Source organism: Nitratireductor sp. WH36-1 (assembly GCF_058725515.1).
The window spans coordinates 3994876-4008918 of the sequence record NZ_CM178970.1; the positions used below are offsets into that span (position 1 = coordinate 3994876).

Here is a 14043-nt window from a genome sequence, read left to right on the forward strand (position 1 = left end):
GTTGTCCGAACATATAGTTTCCGGAAAACCACATGGCCCTTGCCATGTGCGGGCGATGGTCTACCTTTCGGCTGGGAACGAAAAACAATTATGAGGAGAATGCCATGCGGGTAATCGGTGCAACAGCAACAAGGGCGGCCTGCATGGCCGTGGCACTCTTGTTCGCCGGCACACCCGCAAGCGCCGAAGACGAATGGCTCACCAGTTCGTCCCTGATCGAGCCCGAAGGCCAGACAGGTGACTTTGAGCGATACGACTATGTGAACCCGGACGCCCCCAAGGGCGGCACGCTCAATTCCGTGGCGCTGGGCACGTTTGACAGTTTCAACCCGTTCATCGTGCGCGGCACGCAGGCTGCCGGACTGAACTATTTCGGCGGGCTGCTCTGGGACACGCTCATGCAGCAGTCGCTGACCGAGCCGAGCACCAGCTATCCGCTGATCGCCGAGGCGTTCAAGCATCCCGAAGACAATTCATCCGCGACCTACCGCATCGATCCGCGCGCACGCTGGCATGACGGCAAGCCGATCACCGCCGAAGATGTGGTCTGGACGCTGAACATGCTCAAAAAGCACAGCCCGCAGCACACCCGCTATTTCTCCAGCGTGGTGGAGGCCGTGGCCCTTTCCGAGCGCGAGGTGGAGTTCCGCTTCGACCAGAAGGGCAACAAGGAGCTGCCACACATCATGGGCGACCTGCCGGTTCTGCCCAAGCACTGGTGGGAAGGTACGGACGCCGACGGCAAGAAGCGCAATTTCACCCAGCCGACCCTGGAAAAGCCGCTGGGCAGCGGGCCATACCAGATCGAGAGCTTCAAGCCGGGCTCGGAAGTCGTCTGGAAACGCGTGGAAGATTACTGGGCCGCCGACCTGCCGGTGAATGTCGGGCGCTACAATATGGATCGCCGCCGATACACCTATATTCAGGACGAGAACGCCGCCTGGCTGGCCTTCACCAAGGGCGGGCTTCAGGACATCCGCATAGAAAACCGCTCCCGGCGGTGGGCGACCGAATACAATTTCCCGGCCTTCAAGGATGGCGATGTCATCAAGCGCGAATTCCCGACGGGCGGTGCGGAACCGATGCAGGGCTTCGTGCTCAACACCCGGCGTCCTAAATTCCAGGATCGGCGCATTCGCGAGGCGCTGACGCTCGCCTTCAACTTCGAAGACATGAACCGCACGCTGTTCTTCGACAGCTACACCCGAACCGACAGCTATTTCGAAGGTTCGGAACTGGCGGCGACCGGCCTGCCGGAAGGGCGCGAACTGGAAATCCTCGAAGAGTTCAAGGACAAGCTGCCGGCAGAACTCTTCACCGAGGAATTCAGGCTCCCGGTCTACGACAATCCGCAGGCCGAGCGCACTTATCTGCGTGAAGCCATCAAACTCTTCTCCGAGGCTGGCTGGAGCATCAAGGGCGGCAAGATGACGAACAATGGCACCGGCCAGCAGTTCACCATCGAGTTCCTCGGCAACAGCCCCACCGACGAGATCACCACCGGTCCCTACATGGCCGCGCTGCGCAAGATCGGCATCGACGTGTCGCTGCGCATCATCGATCCCTCGCAATATGTGAACCGCATCCGCAATTTCGACTTCGACGCCGTGGCGAGCATTTTCGTCAACTCGCTTTCGCCGGGCAATGAACAACGCGAATACTGGGGCGCCAAGGCGGCCGACATTCCCGGTTCGCGTAATCTGGCGGGTGTGAAGGATCCGACCGTTGATGCGCTGGTCGAGAAGATCATCTACGCGCAGGACCGCGAGGAGCTGGTTGCGGCCAGCCGCGCGCTCGACCGCGTGCTCCTGTGGAACTACTACTGGGTGCCGCAGTGGCATGCGCCCTATATTCGCATCGCCTACTGGAACAAGTTCGGCATTCCGGAGAAACAGCCGGAATATACCGGTGTGGATCTGGAATCCTGGTGGATCGATCCCAAGCTTGAAGAGGCGCTGGCCGCCAAGTATCGGAGCCAGAATTGAGCCGCCCTGCGGCCCGACAGTGCGGCGCATCGCGCCGCACTTTTCTGGCCCTTGCCGGGGCAGCGGCGGCGGCCCCCCTCCTGCCGCGCGAAGTGTTCGCCACCGTCGAGACCGGCAAACCGCTTCATGGCCTGTCGGCCTTCGGCGATCTCAAATACGCTCCCGGTTTCAGCCATTTCGACTATGCCAGTCCGGATGCCCCGAAGGGCGGAACGTTCAATTTCCAGCCCGGCTACTGGTACTACAATCAGAACGTTTTGACCTTCAACACGCTGAACGCTTTCGTGCGCACGGGCGACGCCCCGCCGCGCATGGAGATGTGCTTCGCCTCGCTGATGACGCGCGCCTATGACGAGCCGGACGCGATCTACGGCTTTCTCGCCGAAAGCGTGACGCTTTCCGAAGACCGGAATGGCTTCACTTTCGCGCTGCGGCCGGAAGCGCGGTTTCATGACGGTTCGCCGATCACCGCCGAGGACGTCGCGTTCACCTACACGCTGCTCAAGGAGAAGGGGCACCCCCAGCTTCTGCTGCCGCTCGCCGAGTTGACCGAAGCGCGGGCGGATGGGCCGCACAGCGTGCACCTGCGGTTTTCCGGCCAGCAGTCGCGCCGCAACATCCTGACCGTCGCCACCTTCCCCATTTTCTCAAAGGCCTTTGTCGGGGAGAATGGCTTCGACAGTTCCCGCATCGTGCCGCTGCTCGGCTCGGGGCCCTACAGGGTGGGGAATTTCTCCGCCGGGCGTTTTGTTGAATACAAGCGGGTGGAGGACTACTGGGCGCGTGATCTGGGGCCGCTCAAGGGTTTCAACCATTTCGACACGGTCCGCATCGATTTCTATCGCGACCGCAATGCCGGTTTCGAAGCCTTCAAGAAGGGCGACGTCAACTGGCGACAGGAATTCACCTCCCGCATCTGGGCGACGGGCTATGATTTTCCGGCCATGCGCGAAGGGCGCGTTCTGAAGACGGAGATTCCCGGCGAGAAGCGCGGGCAGCTTTATGGCCTGGTGCTGAACCAGCGGCGTGAGCAGTTTCGCGATGTGCGGGTGCGCGAGGCCATCAGCCTGTGTTTCGACTTCGAATGGACCAACCGCAACCTCTTCTACGACGCCTATACGCGTTCGCATTCCTTCTTCGAGCGAGCGCCCTTCATGGCCGAGGGCGCACCTTCACCGGAAGAAGAGGCGCTTCTTGCCCGCTTCCGTGGCGAAGCGCCGGAGGCGGCCTTTGGCGAAGCGGTGATGCAGCCCGTTTCGGACGGATCGGGCCGCGACCGCAACAATCTGCGGCGCGCCCGGCAGCTTTTGACAGAGGCCGGCTGGACGCCGCGCGATGGCGTTCTCCACAACGAAAGAGGCACCCGTCTCACGCTTGAATATCTGGTGCGGGACGAGATCTTTCTGCGGCAGGATGCGAGCTTCGGCGAGAATCTGCGCGCCATCGGCATTGACGCTTCGACGCGGCTTGTCGACGCATCGCAATATCAAAGCCGGCAGAGCGCCTTCGATTTCGACATGATCTCCGCGGCGATCGGCATGGACGCCACCCCCGACGAGGAAGGGCTGGAACAGCTTTTCCATTCGCGAACGGCGGCTCTGGAAGGCTCCTACAACTTTGCGGGCATCACCGACCCGGTGGTCGACGAACTGATCGAGATCGCCGGCAAGGCCGAGAACCGTGACGACCTGAACGTAACGCTAAAGGTGCTGGACAGGGTCTTGCGCGCGCGGCGCGACTGGATTCCAAATTGGCACCTGACGAATCACCGTGTGGCCCACTGGGACATGTTCGGCTACAGCGACAACAAGCCGGACTACTTCTTCCCTGCGGAGGCTCTGTGGTGGTTCGATAAAGAAAAGGCGAAAGCGATTGGCAAGGCGTAAGGACGGCGTGGCAAAACTCCCAGCACTCCTGAACACGAAGAAAGCAGCAGACTGATGGGCGCGTATATTCTCCGTCGCCTGTTGCTGATGATCCCGACCCTGCTCGGCATCATGGCCATCTCCTTCATTGTCGTGCAGTTCGCGCCCGGCGGCCCGGTGGAACAGGTCATCGCGCAGATCACCGGTCAGGCCGGGGGCGCCGATGCGCGCATCTCCGGCGGTGGCGGCGATTTCGGCAATCAGGGCTTTGACGGCAGCTCGGTCGAAAGCAGCGGCGCGACCTCGAAATATCGCGGCGCACAGGGCCTCGACCCGGAATTCATCGCCTCGCTCGAAAAGCAGTTCGGCTTCGACAAGCCGCCGCTCGAACGCTTTGGCCTGATGATCTGGAACTATGCCCGCTTCGACTTCGGCGAGAGCTATTTCCGCGACATCTCCGTGATCGACCTTATCCTTGAAAAGATGCCCGTCTCCATCTCGCTGGGGCTATGGATCACGCTGATCTCCTACGGCATTTCCATTCCGCTCGGCATCCGCAAGGCGGTGAAGGACGGCTCGCCCTTCGACGTGTGGACCAGCGGCGTGGTGATTGTCGCCTACGCCATTCCCGGCTTTCTGTTCGCCATCCTGCTGATGGTGCTGTTTGCCGGTGGCTCCTTCTTCGACTGGTTCCCGCTGCGCGGCCTGACCTCCGACAATTGGGAAAGCCTTTCCTGGCCGGCGCGCATTCTCGACTATTTCTGGCACCTTGCCCTGCCACTCACGGCCATGGTGCTGTCGGCCTTCGCCACGACGACGCTTCTCACCAAGAACTCGTTCCTTGACGAAATCCGGAAGCAATACGTGACCACCGCGCGCTCCAAGGGGCTTTCGGAACGGCAGGTGCTTTACGGGCATGTGTTCCGCAACGCCATGCTGATCATCATCGCCGGTTTTCCGGGCGCGTTCATCTCGGCCTTCTTCACCGGCTCGCTTCTGATCGAGAGCATCTTCTCGCTGGACGGGCTTGGCCTGCTCGGTTTCCGCTCGGTCATTGACCGCGATTACCCCGTGGTGTTCGCCAACCTCTACATCTTCTCGCTCATGGGCCTTCTCATCAGCCTGATTTCCGACGTGACCTACACGCTGATCGATCCGCGCATCGACTTCGAGCGGAGGGATGTGTGATGTCGGACGTGCAGGTGCAAAGCGAGGTGGCGACGGCGCGCCGCCCGCAGTCGCGGCCATGGCTTTCGCCGATCAACAAGCGCCGCTGGCAGAATTTCTGCGCCAACCGGCGTGGCTACTGGTCGCTGTGGATCTTCCTGATCCTCTTCGTGCTGTCGCTGTTTGCGGAATTTCTCGCCAACGACAAGCCGATCCTCGCCTATTACAAGGGCGAGGTGCTCTACCCGGTTCTGGTCGATTATCCCGAGGAGAAGTTCGGCGGTTTCCTCGCCGTGACGGACTATCGTGATCCGATCATCTCCGAGGAGATCGATGCGAATGGCTGGATGGTCTGGCCGCCGATCCGCTACTCCTATCGCACGGTGAACAACGAGATTCCCGAGGCGGCTCCGGCCAAACCCTCCTGGATGTACACGAAGGAAGTGCGCTGCGAGCGGTATCCGCTGGGCGTGGATGACCCCGCCTGCACACCCGGAAACTGGAACTGGCTCGGCACCGACGATCAGGCGCGCGACGTGCTTGCGCGGGTGATCTACGGTTTCCGCATCTCGGTTCTGTTCGGTCTCATCCTGACCGCCGCCTCGGCGCTCATCGGCGTCAGCGCCGGTGCGATCCAGGGCTATTTCGGCGGCTGGACGGACCTTCTGTTCCAGCGCTTCATCGAGATCTGGTCGTCCATTCCGGTTCTCTACCTGATCCTGATCATCGCCGCCGTGCTGCCGCCGGGATTCTTCATCCTGCTCGGCATCATGCTTCTGTTTTCCTGGGTGGCCTTCGTCGGCGTGGTGCGTGCCGAGTTCCTGCGCGCGCGCAATTTCGAATATGTCAGCGCGGCCCGCGCGCTCGGCGTTTCCAACCGGACGATCATCTTCCGGCATCTTCTGCCGAACGCCATGGTCGCCACGCTCACATTCCTGCCCTTCATCCTGAACGGTTCAATCACAACCTTGACTTCGCTCGACTTCCTCGGCTTCGGCCTGCCGCCGGGCTCTCCCTCGCTGGGTGAGCTTCTGCGTCAGGGCCAGCGCAATCTGAACGCCCCGTGGCTCGGCATTGCCGGCTTCCTGAGCCTCTCCATCATGCTGTCGCTGCTGATCTTCATCGGCGAAGCGGTGCGCGACGCCTTCGACCCGCGGAAGACGTTCAAATGAGCGAGCAGCCTCTTCTTTCGATCCGCGATCTCTCCGTTTCCTTCACGCAAGGGGCGCAGGAGACGCTTGCCGTCGACCATATCTCGTTCGATATCGGCCGCGGCGAGACCGTTGCGCTGGTGGGCGAATCCGGCTCGGGCAAATCGGTCTCGGCGCTGTCGGTTCTGCGGCTTCTGCCCTACCCGGCTGCCAGCCACCCTTCCGGCCAGATTTTCTACAATGGCGTCGACATTCTGGCCGCCGACGAGGCGACACAGCGCAAGGTGCGCGGCAACGAGATCTCCATGATCTTTCAGGAGCCGATGACCTCGCTCAACCCGCTGCACACGATCGAGCGGCAGATCGGCGAGACGCTGAAGCTCCATCGCGGCATGGGCGACAAGGCCGCGCGCGACCGCACGCTTGAGCTTCTCACCCAGGTCGGCATCCGCGATCCTGAAAAGCGGCTCGATTCCTTCCCGCATCAGCTTTCCGGCGGCCAGCGCCAGCGCGTGATGATCGCCATGGCGCTCGCCAACGAGCCCGACCTCCTGATCGCCGACGAACCGACCACCGCGCTCGACGTGACGGTGCAGGCGCAGATCCTCGAGCTTCTGGCCGACCTGCGGCGCAAGAAGTCCATGTCGATGCTGTTCATCACCCATGATCTCGGCATCGTGCGGAAGGTGGCCGACCGCGTCTGCGTGATGACCGACGGCAAGATCGTGGAAAGCGGGCCGACGGAGCAGATCTTCACCAACCCGCAGCACGAATACACGCGCCATCTCATCGCCGCCGAGCCCAAGGGCCGCCCGCCAAAGGCCGATCCGAACGCGGAAACGGTGATGCAGGGCGACGACATCAAGGTCTGGTTCCCCGTGAAAAAGGGGCTCATGCGCCGCACGGTCGATTACATCAAGGGCGTCGACGGGGTCGACGTCACGGTGCGCGCCGGCCAGACGCTTGGCGTGGTGGGCGAGTCCGGTTCCGGCAAGACGACGCTCGGTCTGGCGCTTGCCCGCATGATCGCCTCGAAGGGCGAAATCCGCTTTGACGGACAGGAAATCGACAGGCTGAGCTTCCGCCAGATGCGCCCGCACCGGCATGCGCTGCAGGTGGTTTTCCAGGACCCGTATGGCTCGCTCAGCCCGCGCATGTCTGTCGCTGAAATCATTCAGGAAGGCCTGCGCATCCACCAGCCCGGCCTTTCGGCGGAAGAGCGCGACGCGATGGTCGTCGACGTCTTGAAGGAAGTGGACCTCGATCCCGAATCCCGCTTCCGTTATCCGCATGAATTCTCCGGTGGCCAGCGCCAGCGCATCGCCATCGCCCGCGCCATGGTTCTGAAGCCGCGCTTCGTGATGCTGGACGAGCCCACCTCCGCGCTCGACATGAGCGTTCAGGCGCAGGTGGTCGATCTCCTGCGCGATTTGCAGAAGCGGCACAATCTGGCCTATCTCTTTATCAGTCACGACCTGAAAGTGGTGCGCGCGCTCGCCAATGAGGTGATCGTCATGCGCGCCGGCAAGGTGGTGGAGGCCGGTCCGGCGGAGCAGATTTTTGATGCCCCGCAGACCGACTACACACGCGCGCTGATCGCAGCCGCGTTCAACATCGAAGCCACGCCCGGAGGCGTGGTCAGCGAATAAATCCAAGGGGCACGCCATGAGCACACCGCAGCGCGGTCGCGTCTTACTGTCTGTTACCGGCTTCAATCCGCAGCGCTGGTATGATCTTCTTTCGCAGGAGCGGGACGTCGTTCTCGAACCCGACGGCGCGGAGGATCCGTCCATCGACTATGCGGTGGTCTGGAAACAGCAGCCCGGCGTGCTCGCCAAACTGCCGAACCTGAAGGTGATCTTCTCCATCGGCGCAGGCGTGGACCACATTTTCAATGACGATCAGGTGCCGGATGTGCCGATCGTTCGCGTGGTGGCGGAAAACCTCACCCAGTATATGTGCGAATATGTGAACTGGCGGGTGCTCGATCATCACCGCCAGGGCGCGCTCTATCGCACGCAGCAGACGAAGAAGGTCTGGCACGAGCCGCGCCAGCCGCCCGCCAACGAAGTTTCGGTGGGCATTATGGGGCTTGGCCAACTTGGCACGCGCGCCGCCGAGGCGCTTCTGGCGCTCGGCTTCTCGGTGAATGGCTGGAGCCGCACGCCCAAGGAGATCGACGGCATCGCCTCCTATCATGGCGAGGATGGCCTCACGCCTTTCCTGAACGCCACCGACATTCTGGTCGTGCTTCTGCCGCTCACGCCTGCGACCGATGGCATCGTGAATTACGGGCTGCTGTCACGCCTGCGCCAGGATGGGCCGCTCGGCGGCCCCTGCCTTATCAACGCCGGCCGCGGCAAACTCCAGCGTGAAGCCGACATTCTGCGCGCGCTGGAAGACGGTGTACTGAAGGAAGCAAGCCTCGACGTGTTCGAGAGCGAGCCCCTCGCATCCGAAAGCCCTCTCTGGGAGCATCCGCGCGTCTTTGTGACACCGCATGCTGCGGCCACATCCGACCCGGCCCATCTAGCACCGCCAATGCTGCGTCAGATGGATGCGTTCGAACGCGGCGAGCCGCTTAAAAACCTCGTCGACCGCAAGGCCGGTTACTGAGGCGCTTCCGCTTTTCGTTGAATAGCAGAAACGCTTCAATTCGTTCTTTTGCGTAAATCCGGGTGCCGACTTCGAAGCCCACTTCTCCCCGCAAGCGGGGAGAAGGTGAGGATGAGGGGCGAGCGCCAACGTCTCCGATTCCACAATACGGCGGATTTTCATGCGCCGCATCAGCCCCTCATCCCCCTGCCGGGACCTTCTCCCCGCTTGCGGGGAGAAGGAAGCCGTCATCCGGCCAGAGCGCTTCCGCTTTTCGTTGAAGCGCGAAAACGCTCCAGTTCATTCTTTTGCGGAATTCCGGGCGCCGACTTCGAAGCCCCCTTCTCCCCGCAAGCGGGGAGAAGGTGAGGATGAGGGGCGAGCGCCAGGTTCGGCGAACCACACAACACGGCGAGATTTTCATGCGCCGCGTCAGCCCCTCATCCCCCTGCCGGGACCTTCTCCCCGCTTGCGGGGAGAAGGAAGCCGTCATCCGGCCAGAGCGCTTCGGCTTTTCCTGGAATTGCTAATCGTCTGAGACGCCCGGCCGGCGGTAATGCGTCGGCCGGCCATACAGCCGCTCGATCCGCTCGATGGCGTCTTTCAGCGGTTCACGCGCGACGGTCATGGTGTTGCCATTGGCGTGCAGCATCATCTCGTGATCCAGCATGATCGCCACATGCCCTTTCCAGAACACAAGATCGCCGCGCCGAAGGCCATTCTCGCCGGGCTCGATCAGAACGCCGATGCTCTCGGCCTGCATGTCGGTATCGCGCAGCACCGTCTGCCCGGTCATGCGCATGGATGTCTGCACCAGCCCCGAACAGTCAATGCCGAAGCCGCTCGTGCCGCCCCAGAGATAGGGCGTGTGCAGGAAGCTCTCCGCGACCGTGACGTAATCGTCCTGATGATCGTCGATCACCCGCAGATGGCCCGCGAACATCGCCCCGCCCGTGGAAAGGACCGCATAGCGCGTGCCGCGGTTCTCGACCATCCCGGCAACTTTCACTCCCGCGCCAAGGCTATGGGCGGCGACAGCCGGTTTTTTCAGTTCAGGCTCGGGATAGACGAAACTGCGCTGCGCGGTCACGCGGTGCGTGGGCGCTGCCACATCCGTGGCAAGCGACGTGGCGTCCACATAGCCCACATAGCCGTCATGGTCGGCCTGCACCCAGGCCCAGCCTTCGCGCTGCTCGAAAACACGCACCGTGTCTCCGTAGAGGAACTGGGTGTCGATGCCGGCATCGGTATGCGGTGCGCTGTGCACGTCGATGACAGGCGCGCTGACACGCGCAGGCGTGCCGGCGGTGAAACGCTCCGCTTCCACCGTGCCCTCAAGGCGGGCATCGGCAAGGTCCGCCCGGTGGGCGTGAAGACGGCGGTCGAGTGTCGTCATAGGGGTAGCTCCGCAGCTTTGGCCACCACCACATCGCCGAACCGCTCCACGAAAAGCGCGCCTTCGACGGTGCGCTTGATCAGGACATTGCGGCGGTCGCTCGGGTCGCGGTGGCGTGAAACGAGTTTCAGTGCGCCCATCGTATCGATGGCGCGGGTGATGACCGGTTTCGAGACATCCAGTTTTTCGGCCAGCCCCCGCACGGTGTGCGGCGGTGGGTCCAGATAGATCGTCAGCAGGATCGCAAGCTGGCGCTCTGTGAGGTCAGGCTCCTTGCCCTGCACCTCGGTGAGGCTGACCTGCTGCCACAGACGCAGCGCCTGGCTTGGCCTCAGCTGAACGGACATATCAGGACCTGCCTTCATGACGGCTTCCGGGCCGGCCACCGGGCCAGCGCGCTTTCGCGATGAAACAAAACCGTTTCGGTTCCGTTTCATTCATGCCGTGAAAGGCGCGCCGAGGCAAGCGCTCCATGCGCTCGCCCCGCTGAACCTGACCTACTTGCCGTAACGGTCTGCCAGAACGCGTTCGATGGCGCGAATGCCCTGCGCCTCGCCGCCGATGGCCGAATAGGGCTTGTCGGACGGGTTCCAGCCGTAAATGTCGAAATGCGCCCAGCTCTTCGCCTTCTCCACGAAGCGCCCCAGAAACAGGCCGGCAATGGGCGAGCCCGCAAAACCGTCGAGCGAGACATTGTTCATGTCTGCGATTTTGGAATCGAGACGCGGCATGTATGGCTTCCACAGCGGCATGCGCCAGAGCGGATCAGACACCGCTTCGGAGGCTTCGGCCAGCGCACCGGCCAGCGCCTCGTCATCGGTGTAGAACGGCGGCACATCCGGCCCGAGCGCCACGCGCGCGGCGCCCGTCAGCGTTGCCATGTCGATCAGGAGTTCCGGCTCTTCCTCATCGGCCAGCGTCAGCGCATCGGCCAGCACCAGCCGGCCCTCGGCATCGGTGTTGCCGACTTCGATGGTGAGGCCCTTGCGGCTCGTCAGCACATCACCGGGGCGAAAGGCATTGCCCGCCACGGCGTTTTCCACCGCCGGGATGAGCACGCGCAGGCGGATGTCGAGTTTCGACGCCATGATCATCGAGGCGAGCCCCAGAACATTGGCCGCGCCGCCCATGTCTTTCTTCATGAGCAGCATGCCGGCGGCGGGCTTGAGGTCGAGACCACCCGTATCAAAGCACACGCCCTTGCCAACGAGCGTGACCTTCGGCGCATCGTCCCGCCCCCAGCGCATGTCGAGCAGGCGCGGCGCGGCTTCGGCAGCGCGACCAACCGCATGGATCATCGGCAGGTTTTCCTTGAGGAGATCGTCGCCGGCGATGACGGTCATCGCCGCGCCGTGCTGGTCGGCCAGCGTGCGCATTGCCGCTTCCAGCGCGTCGGGGTCCATGTCGCCTGCCGGCGTGTTGATCAGATCGCGCGCGAGGAAGCTGCCGTCGGCAAGACGCTGGACGCGCTCGGCATCCACGCCTTCCGGCAGCGCGAAACGAAGCGCGTTGCGCGGCTTCTTGCCATAGCGCGTGAAGGTGTAGGAGCCGAGCATCAGGCCAAGTGCCGCGAGCTCGGGCTCGCCCGGTTTGCCCGCGAAATGCCAGTCGCCTTCCGGCAGATGACGCGCCAGCGCACCGGCAGCAAGCGGGTTTGCGGCGTCAAGCTTGCCAAGGCCGAAGAACGCGCCGGCCAGCGCGCCGTTCTCACCCGGGATCGACAAAACCTTGCCCGCAGCGCCTGTGAAACCGTTCGATCTGGCCCAGGCGATTGCCGCTTCGGGCGCGCCGGACCTGTCGAGGCCATCCGTCTCAACCGCATAGACCGGCAGCGATGTAGCCTCTTTCGAACTCAGGAGCGTGACGGGCATTTCTTGTCTCCACGTTTACGTTTCATGAAGCGTTTTAACGCTCCGTTAGGGTTAACAGAATATTGCTCTCTGATGAGAGTTGGCCGGAGGGCGGCCGAAGCCAATCGGAGGGCGCGCGCAGATGTTTACCGAACAGCGCACGAATGCAACCGCAAACAGGATAACCATGACGGCCCTGGCGCTCGTTATGGCAACGGCGATCGCCGGCTGCGCCAGCAAGGACCGGATGACCACCGGGTCTGTCAGCCGAAGCACGCCAGGTGCTGCGACCAATGTGGCCAGCATGACCGAACCGCAGTTGCGCAGCGCCGCAGACTCGCTGGGCCGCGCCTACACCAAGAACACCAAGGACAAAGCGACCGCCCTGCGCTACGCGTCGGTTCTGCAGATGACCGGCCGCGCCGATCAGTCGCTTGCCGTGATGCGCAAGCTCGCCATCGACCATCCGCAGGATCGCCAGGTGCTGGCAGCCTATGGCAAGGCGCTGGCTGCCGCCGGCGAATTACAGCCGGCGCTCGACGCCGTGCGCCGCGCCCAGACGCCGGAATATCCGGACTGGCGTCTCCAGTCTGCCGAGGGTGCGATTCTCGACCAGCTCGGCCAGAAGGACGCCGCACGCGCCCTCTACACCCGGGCGCTTAACCTGCAGCCGAACGAGCCGTCCATCCTTTCCAATATGGGCATGTCCTATCTCTTGGAAGGCAATCTCAAATCCGCCGAGCACTACATGCGTCAGGCGGCGCAGAGCCCCGGCGCAGACAGCCGCGTGCGCCAGAATCTGGCGCTGGTGGTCGGCCTTCAGGGCCGGTTCGGCGAGGCCGAGCAGCTTGCCCGGCAGGAGCTTTCGCCCGATCAGGCAGAGGCCAATGTGGCCTATCTGCGCGCCATGCTTTCGCAGCAGAATGCCTGGAGCCAGCTTTCCGACAAGAAGAAAAAGCGCAACTGACCCAGCCGCGCACCGCACACGAAAAAAGGCCGCTTGATGCGGCCTTTATTTTTGAGCGCTTTGAAGGCAGGCGCCCTAGAACAGCCCCTGCTGTTTGATCTGGATGCCTGCCGGTCCGAGAATGACGGCGAACAGCACGGGGATGAAGAAGAGGATCATCGGCACGGTGAGCTTCGGCGGCAGCGCAGCCGCTTTCTTCTCCGCCTCGTTCATGCGCATTTCGCGGCTCTCATCCGCCAGAACCCGGAGCGCATGGCTGACGGGCGTACCGTAGCGCTCGGCCTGGATCAGGGCCTGTGTGACGCTCTTGACGGTTTCGAGCCCGGTGCGCGCAGCGAAATTCTCATAGGCCTGCCGGCGCTCCTGCAGGAACGACAGTTCGGCAGTGGTGAGCACCAGCTCCTCGGCCAGCGCGACCGACTGCGCGCCGATCTCGTCCGAAACCCTGCGGAACGCAGCCTCGGTGGACATGCCAGACTCAACGCAGATCAGCATCAGGTCCAGCGCGTCGGGCCATGCGAGCTGGATCGACTTTTTGCGCTTGGTCGCCAGATTGCTGACATAGAGCACGGGTGCATAGAAGCCGGCATAGGCGGCGATGAGGCAGACGAACAGTTTCACGAAGAAGGGCTGTTCCGGAAGCGCTCCCATGCCGAAAACGTAGATGCCTGCCAGCGCCAGCGTGGCGAAAGGCAGCGTAGCACGGAAAAACAGGAACTTGGTAAGCGGGTTCTGTCCGCGGAAACCGGCCGTGCGAAGCTTGGCCATGGTGGTCTCGTCGGCAAGCGCGCGGCGCAGATCGAGCTTGTCGACGATGGCCCGCATGCCCACGGACTGCTTTTCGCGCAGGCCCCGGCGGCGCTGGTCAGCTTCAGCCGCGAGACGGGCGCGCTGGCGGGCGCGCAGTTCCTCGCGCTCCAGCGCCACATTCTTCATGCGCGATTTGAGCGGGTCCCCGCCAAAGGCAGGCAAAAGGGTGAACACGGTCGCAAAAACCGCGACCGCAACCAGTATCGCGATCAGGAAGCTTGGATCGATAATACTTCCAATGGCGTCTGCGGGCATTG

The 14043-nt window shown here is 62.9% G+C and carries 11 protein-coding genes; 7 read left to right on the forward strand and 4 right to left on the reverse strand.

Annotation, left to right across the window (positions count from 1 at the left end):
* Nucleotides 1–104: 104 nt before the first annotated feature.
* Genes AC4PTT_RS19045 through AC4PTT_RS19070 form a run of 6 tightly spaced genes read left to right on the forward strand, consistent with a single transcriptional unit; the run spans nt 105 to nt 8784 of the window.
* A complete protein-coding gene (locus tag AC4PTT_RS19045; protein WP_206544388.1) occupies nt 105–1985 on the forward strand; it encodes an extracellular solute-binding protein in 1881 nt (626 codons plus the stop codon).
* Nucleotides 1982–3871, forward strand: coding sequence for an extracellular solute-binding protein (locus AC4PTT_RS19050; protein WP_492161877.1), 1890 nt, complete (start codon nt 1982–1984; stop codon nt 3869–3871). Before AC4PTT_RS19045 ends, AC4PTT_RS19050 begins: the two co-directional genes overlap by 4 nt.
* Before the next feature lie 54 nt (nt 3872–3925).
* Nucleotides 3926–5038, forward strand: a complete 1113-nt coding sequence (locus tag AC4PTT_RS19055; RefSeq protein WP_113153856.1) for a microcin C ABC transporter permease YejB — start codon at nt 3926–3928, stop codon at nt 5036–5038.
* The gene (locus AC4PTT_RS19060; RefSeq protein WP_113153855.1) at nt 5038–6189 is read left to right on the forward strand and encodes an ABC transporter permease; all 1152 of its coding nucleotides are present in this window, start codon (nt 5038–5040) and stop codon (nt 6187–6189) included. The genes AC4PTT_RS19055 and AC4PTT_RS19060 overlap by 1 nt, the downstream gene beginning before the upstream one ends.
* A complete protein-coding gene (locus AC4PTT_RS19065; protein ID WP_206544386.1) occupies nt 6186–7817 on the forward strand; it encodes an ABC transporter ATP-binding protein in 1632 nt (543 codons plus the stop codon). The genes AC4PTT_RS19060 and AC4PTT_RS19065 overlap by 4 nt, the downstream gene beginning before the upstream one ends.
* Before the next feature lie 16 nt (nt 7818–7833).
* Complete coding sequence (locus AC4PTT_RS19070) at nt 7834–8784, forward strand: 2-hydroxyacid dehydrogenase (RefSeq protein WP_492161878.1); 951 nt, start codon at nt 7834–7836, stop codon at nt 8782–8784.
* 505 nt (nt 8785–9289) lie between these two features.
* Here the strand turns inward: AC4PTT_RS19070 and AC4PTT_RS19075 are convergent.
* The 3 genes from AC4PTT_RS19075 to AC4PTT_RS19085 all read right to left on the reverse strand — a co-directional run bounded on the left by AC4PTT_RS19075 (nt 9290) and on the right by AC4PTT_RS19085 (nt 12030).
* Nucleotides 9290–10159: a C40 family peptidase gene (locus tag AC4PTT_RS19075; RefSeq protein ID WP_492161879.1), complete on the reverse strand. Its 870-nt coding sequence runs from the start codon at nt 10157–10159 to the stop codon at nt 9290–9292.
* Nucleotides 10156–10506, reverse strand: coding sequence for a MarR family winged helix-turn-helix transcriptional regulator (locus AC4PTT_RS19080; RefSeq protein ID WP_492161880.1), 351 nt, complete (start codon nt 10504–10506; stop codon nt 10156–10158). The genes AC4PTT_RS19075 and AC4PTT_RS19080 overlap by 4 nt, the downstream gene beginning before the upstream one ends.
* Before the next feature lie 150 nt (nt 10507–10656).
* A complete protein-coding gene (locus AC4PTT_RS19085) occupies nt 10657–12030 on the reverse strand; it encodes a leucyl aminopeptidase family protein (RefSeq protein ID WP_492161881.1) in 1374 nt (457 codons plus the stop codon).
* A 121-nt stretch (nt 12031–12151) separates the two neighbouring features.
* Here AC4PTT_RS19085 and AC4PTT_RS19090 point away from each other — a divergent pair, with 121 nt between their 5' ends.
* Complete coding sequence (locus AC4PTT_RS19090) at nt 12152–12976, forward strand: tetratricopeptide repeat protein (RefSeq protein ID WP_206544382.1); 825 nt, start codon at nt 12152–12154, stop codon at nt 12974–12976.
* A 75-nt stretch (nt 12977–13051) separates the two neighbouring features.
* Here the strand turns inward: AC4PTT_RS19090 and AC4PTT_RS19095 are convergent, their stop codons facing one another.
* Nucleotides 13052–14041: a type II secretion system F family protein gene (locus AC4PTT_RS19095; RefSeq protein WP_206544381.1), complete on the reverse strand. Its 990-nt coding sequence runs from the start codon at nt 14039–14041 to the stop codon at nt 13052–13054.
* Nucleotides 14042–14043: the final 2 nt, after the last annotated feature.

What these genes read in the sequence shown, in the direction of transcription:
- AC4PTT_RS19055 (WP_113153856.1), top strand. Translation starts at nt 3,926, where the DNA reads ATGGGCGCGTATATTCTCCGTCGCCTGTTGCTGATGATCCCGACCCTG.
- AC4PTT_RS19080 (WP_492161880.1), bottom strand. Translation starts at nt 10,506, where the DNA reads ATGTCCGTTCAGCTGAGGCCAAGCCAGGCGCTGCGTCTGTGGCAGCAG.
- AC4PTT_RS19075 (WP_492161879.1), bottom strand. Translation starts at nt 10,159, where the DNA reads ATGACGACACTCGACCGCCGTCTTCACGCCCACCGGGCGGACCTTGCC.
- AC4PTT_RS19095 (WP_206544381.1), bottom strand. Translation starts at nt 14,041, where the DNA reads ATGCCCGCAGACGCCATTGGAAGTATTATCGATCCAAGCTTCCTGATC.
- AC4PTT_RS19090 (WP_206544382.1), top strand. Translation starts at nt 12,152, where the DNA reads ATGTTTACCGAACAGCGCACGAATGCAACCGCAAACAGGATAACCATG.
- AC4PTT_RS19070 (WP_492161878.1), top strand. Translation starts at nt 7,834, where the DNA reads ATGAGCACACCGCAGCGCGGTCGCGTCTTACTGTCTGTTACCGGCTTC.
- AC4PTT_RS19065 (WP_206544386.1), top strand. Translation starts at nt 6,186, where the DNA reads ATGAGCGAGCAGCCTCTTCTTTCGATCCGCGATCTCTCCGTTTCCTTC.
- AC4PTT_RS19060 (WP_113153855.1), top strand. Translation starts at nt 5,038, where the DNA reads ATGTCGGACGTGCAGGTGCAAAGCGAGGTGGCGACGGCGCGCCGCCCG.
- AC4PTT_RS19045 (WP_206544388.1), top strand. Translation starts at nt 105, where the DNA reads ATGCGGGTAATCGGTGCAACAGCAACAAGGGCGGCCTGCATGGCCGTG.
- AC4PTT_RS19085 (WP_492161881.1), bottom strand. Translation starts at nt 12,030, where the DNA reads ATGCCCGTCACGCTCCTGAGTTCGAAAGAGGCTACATCGCTGCCGGTC.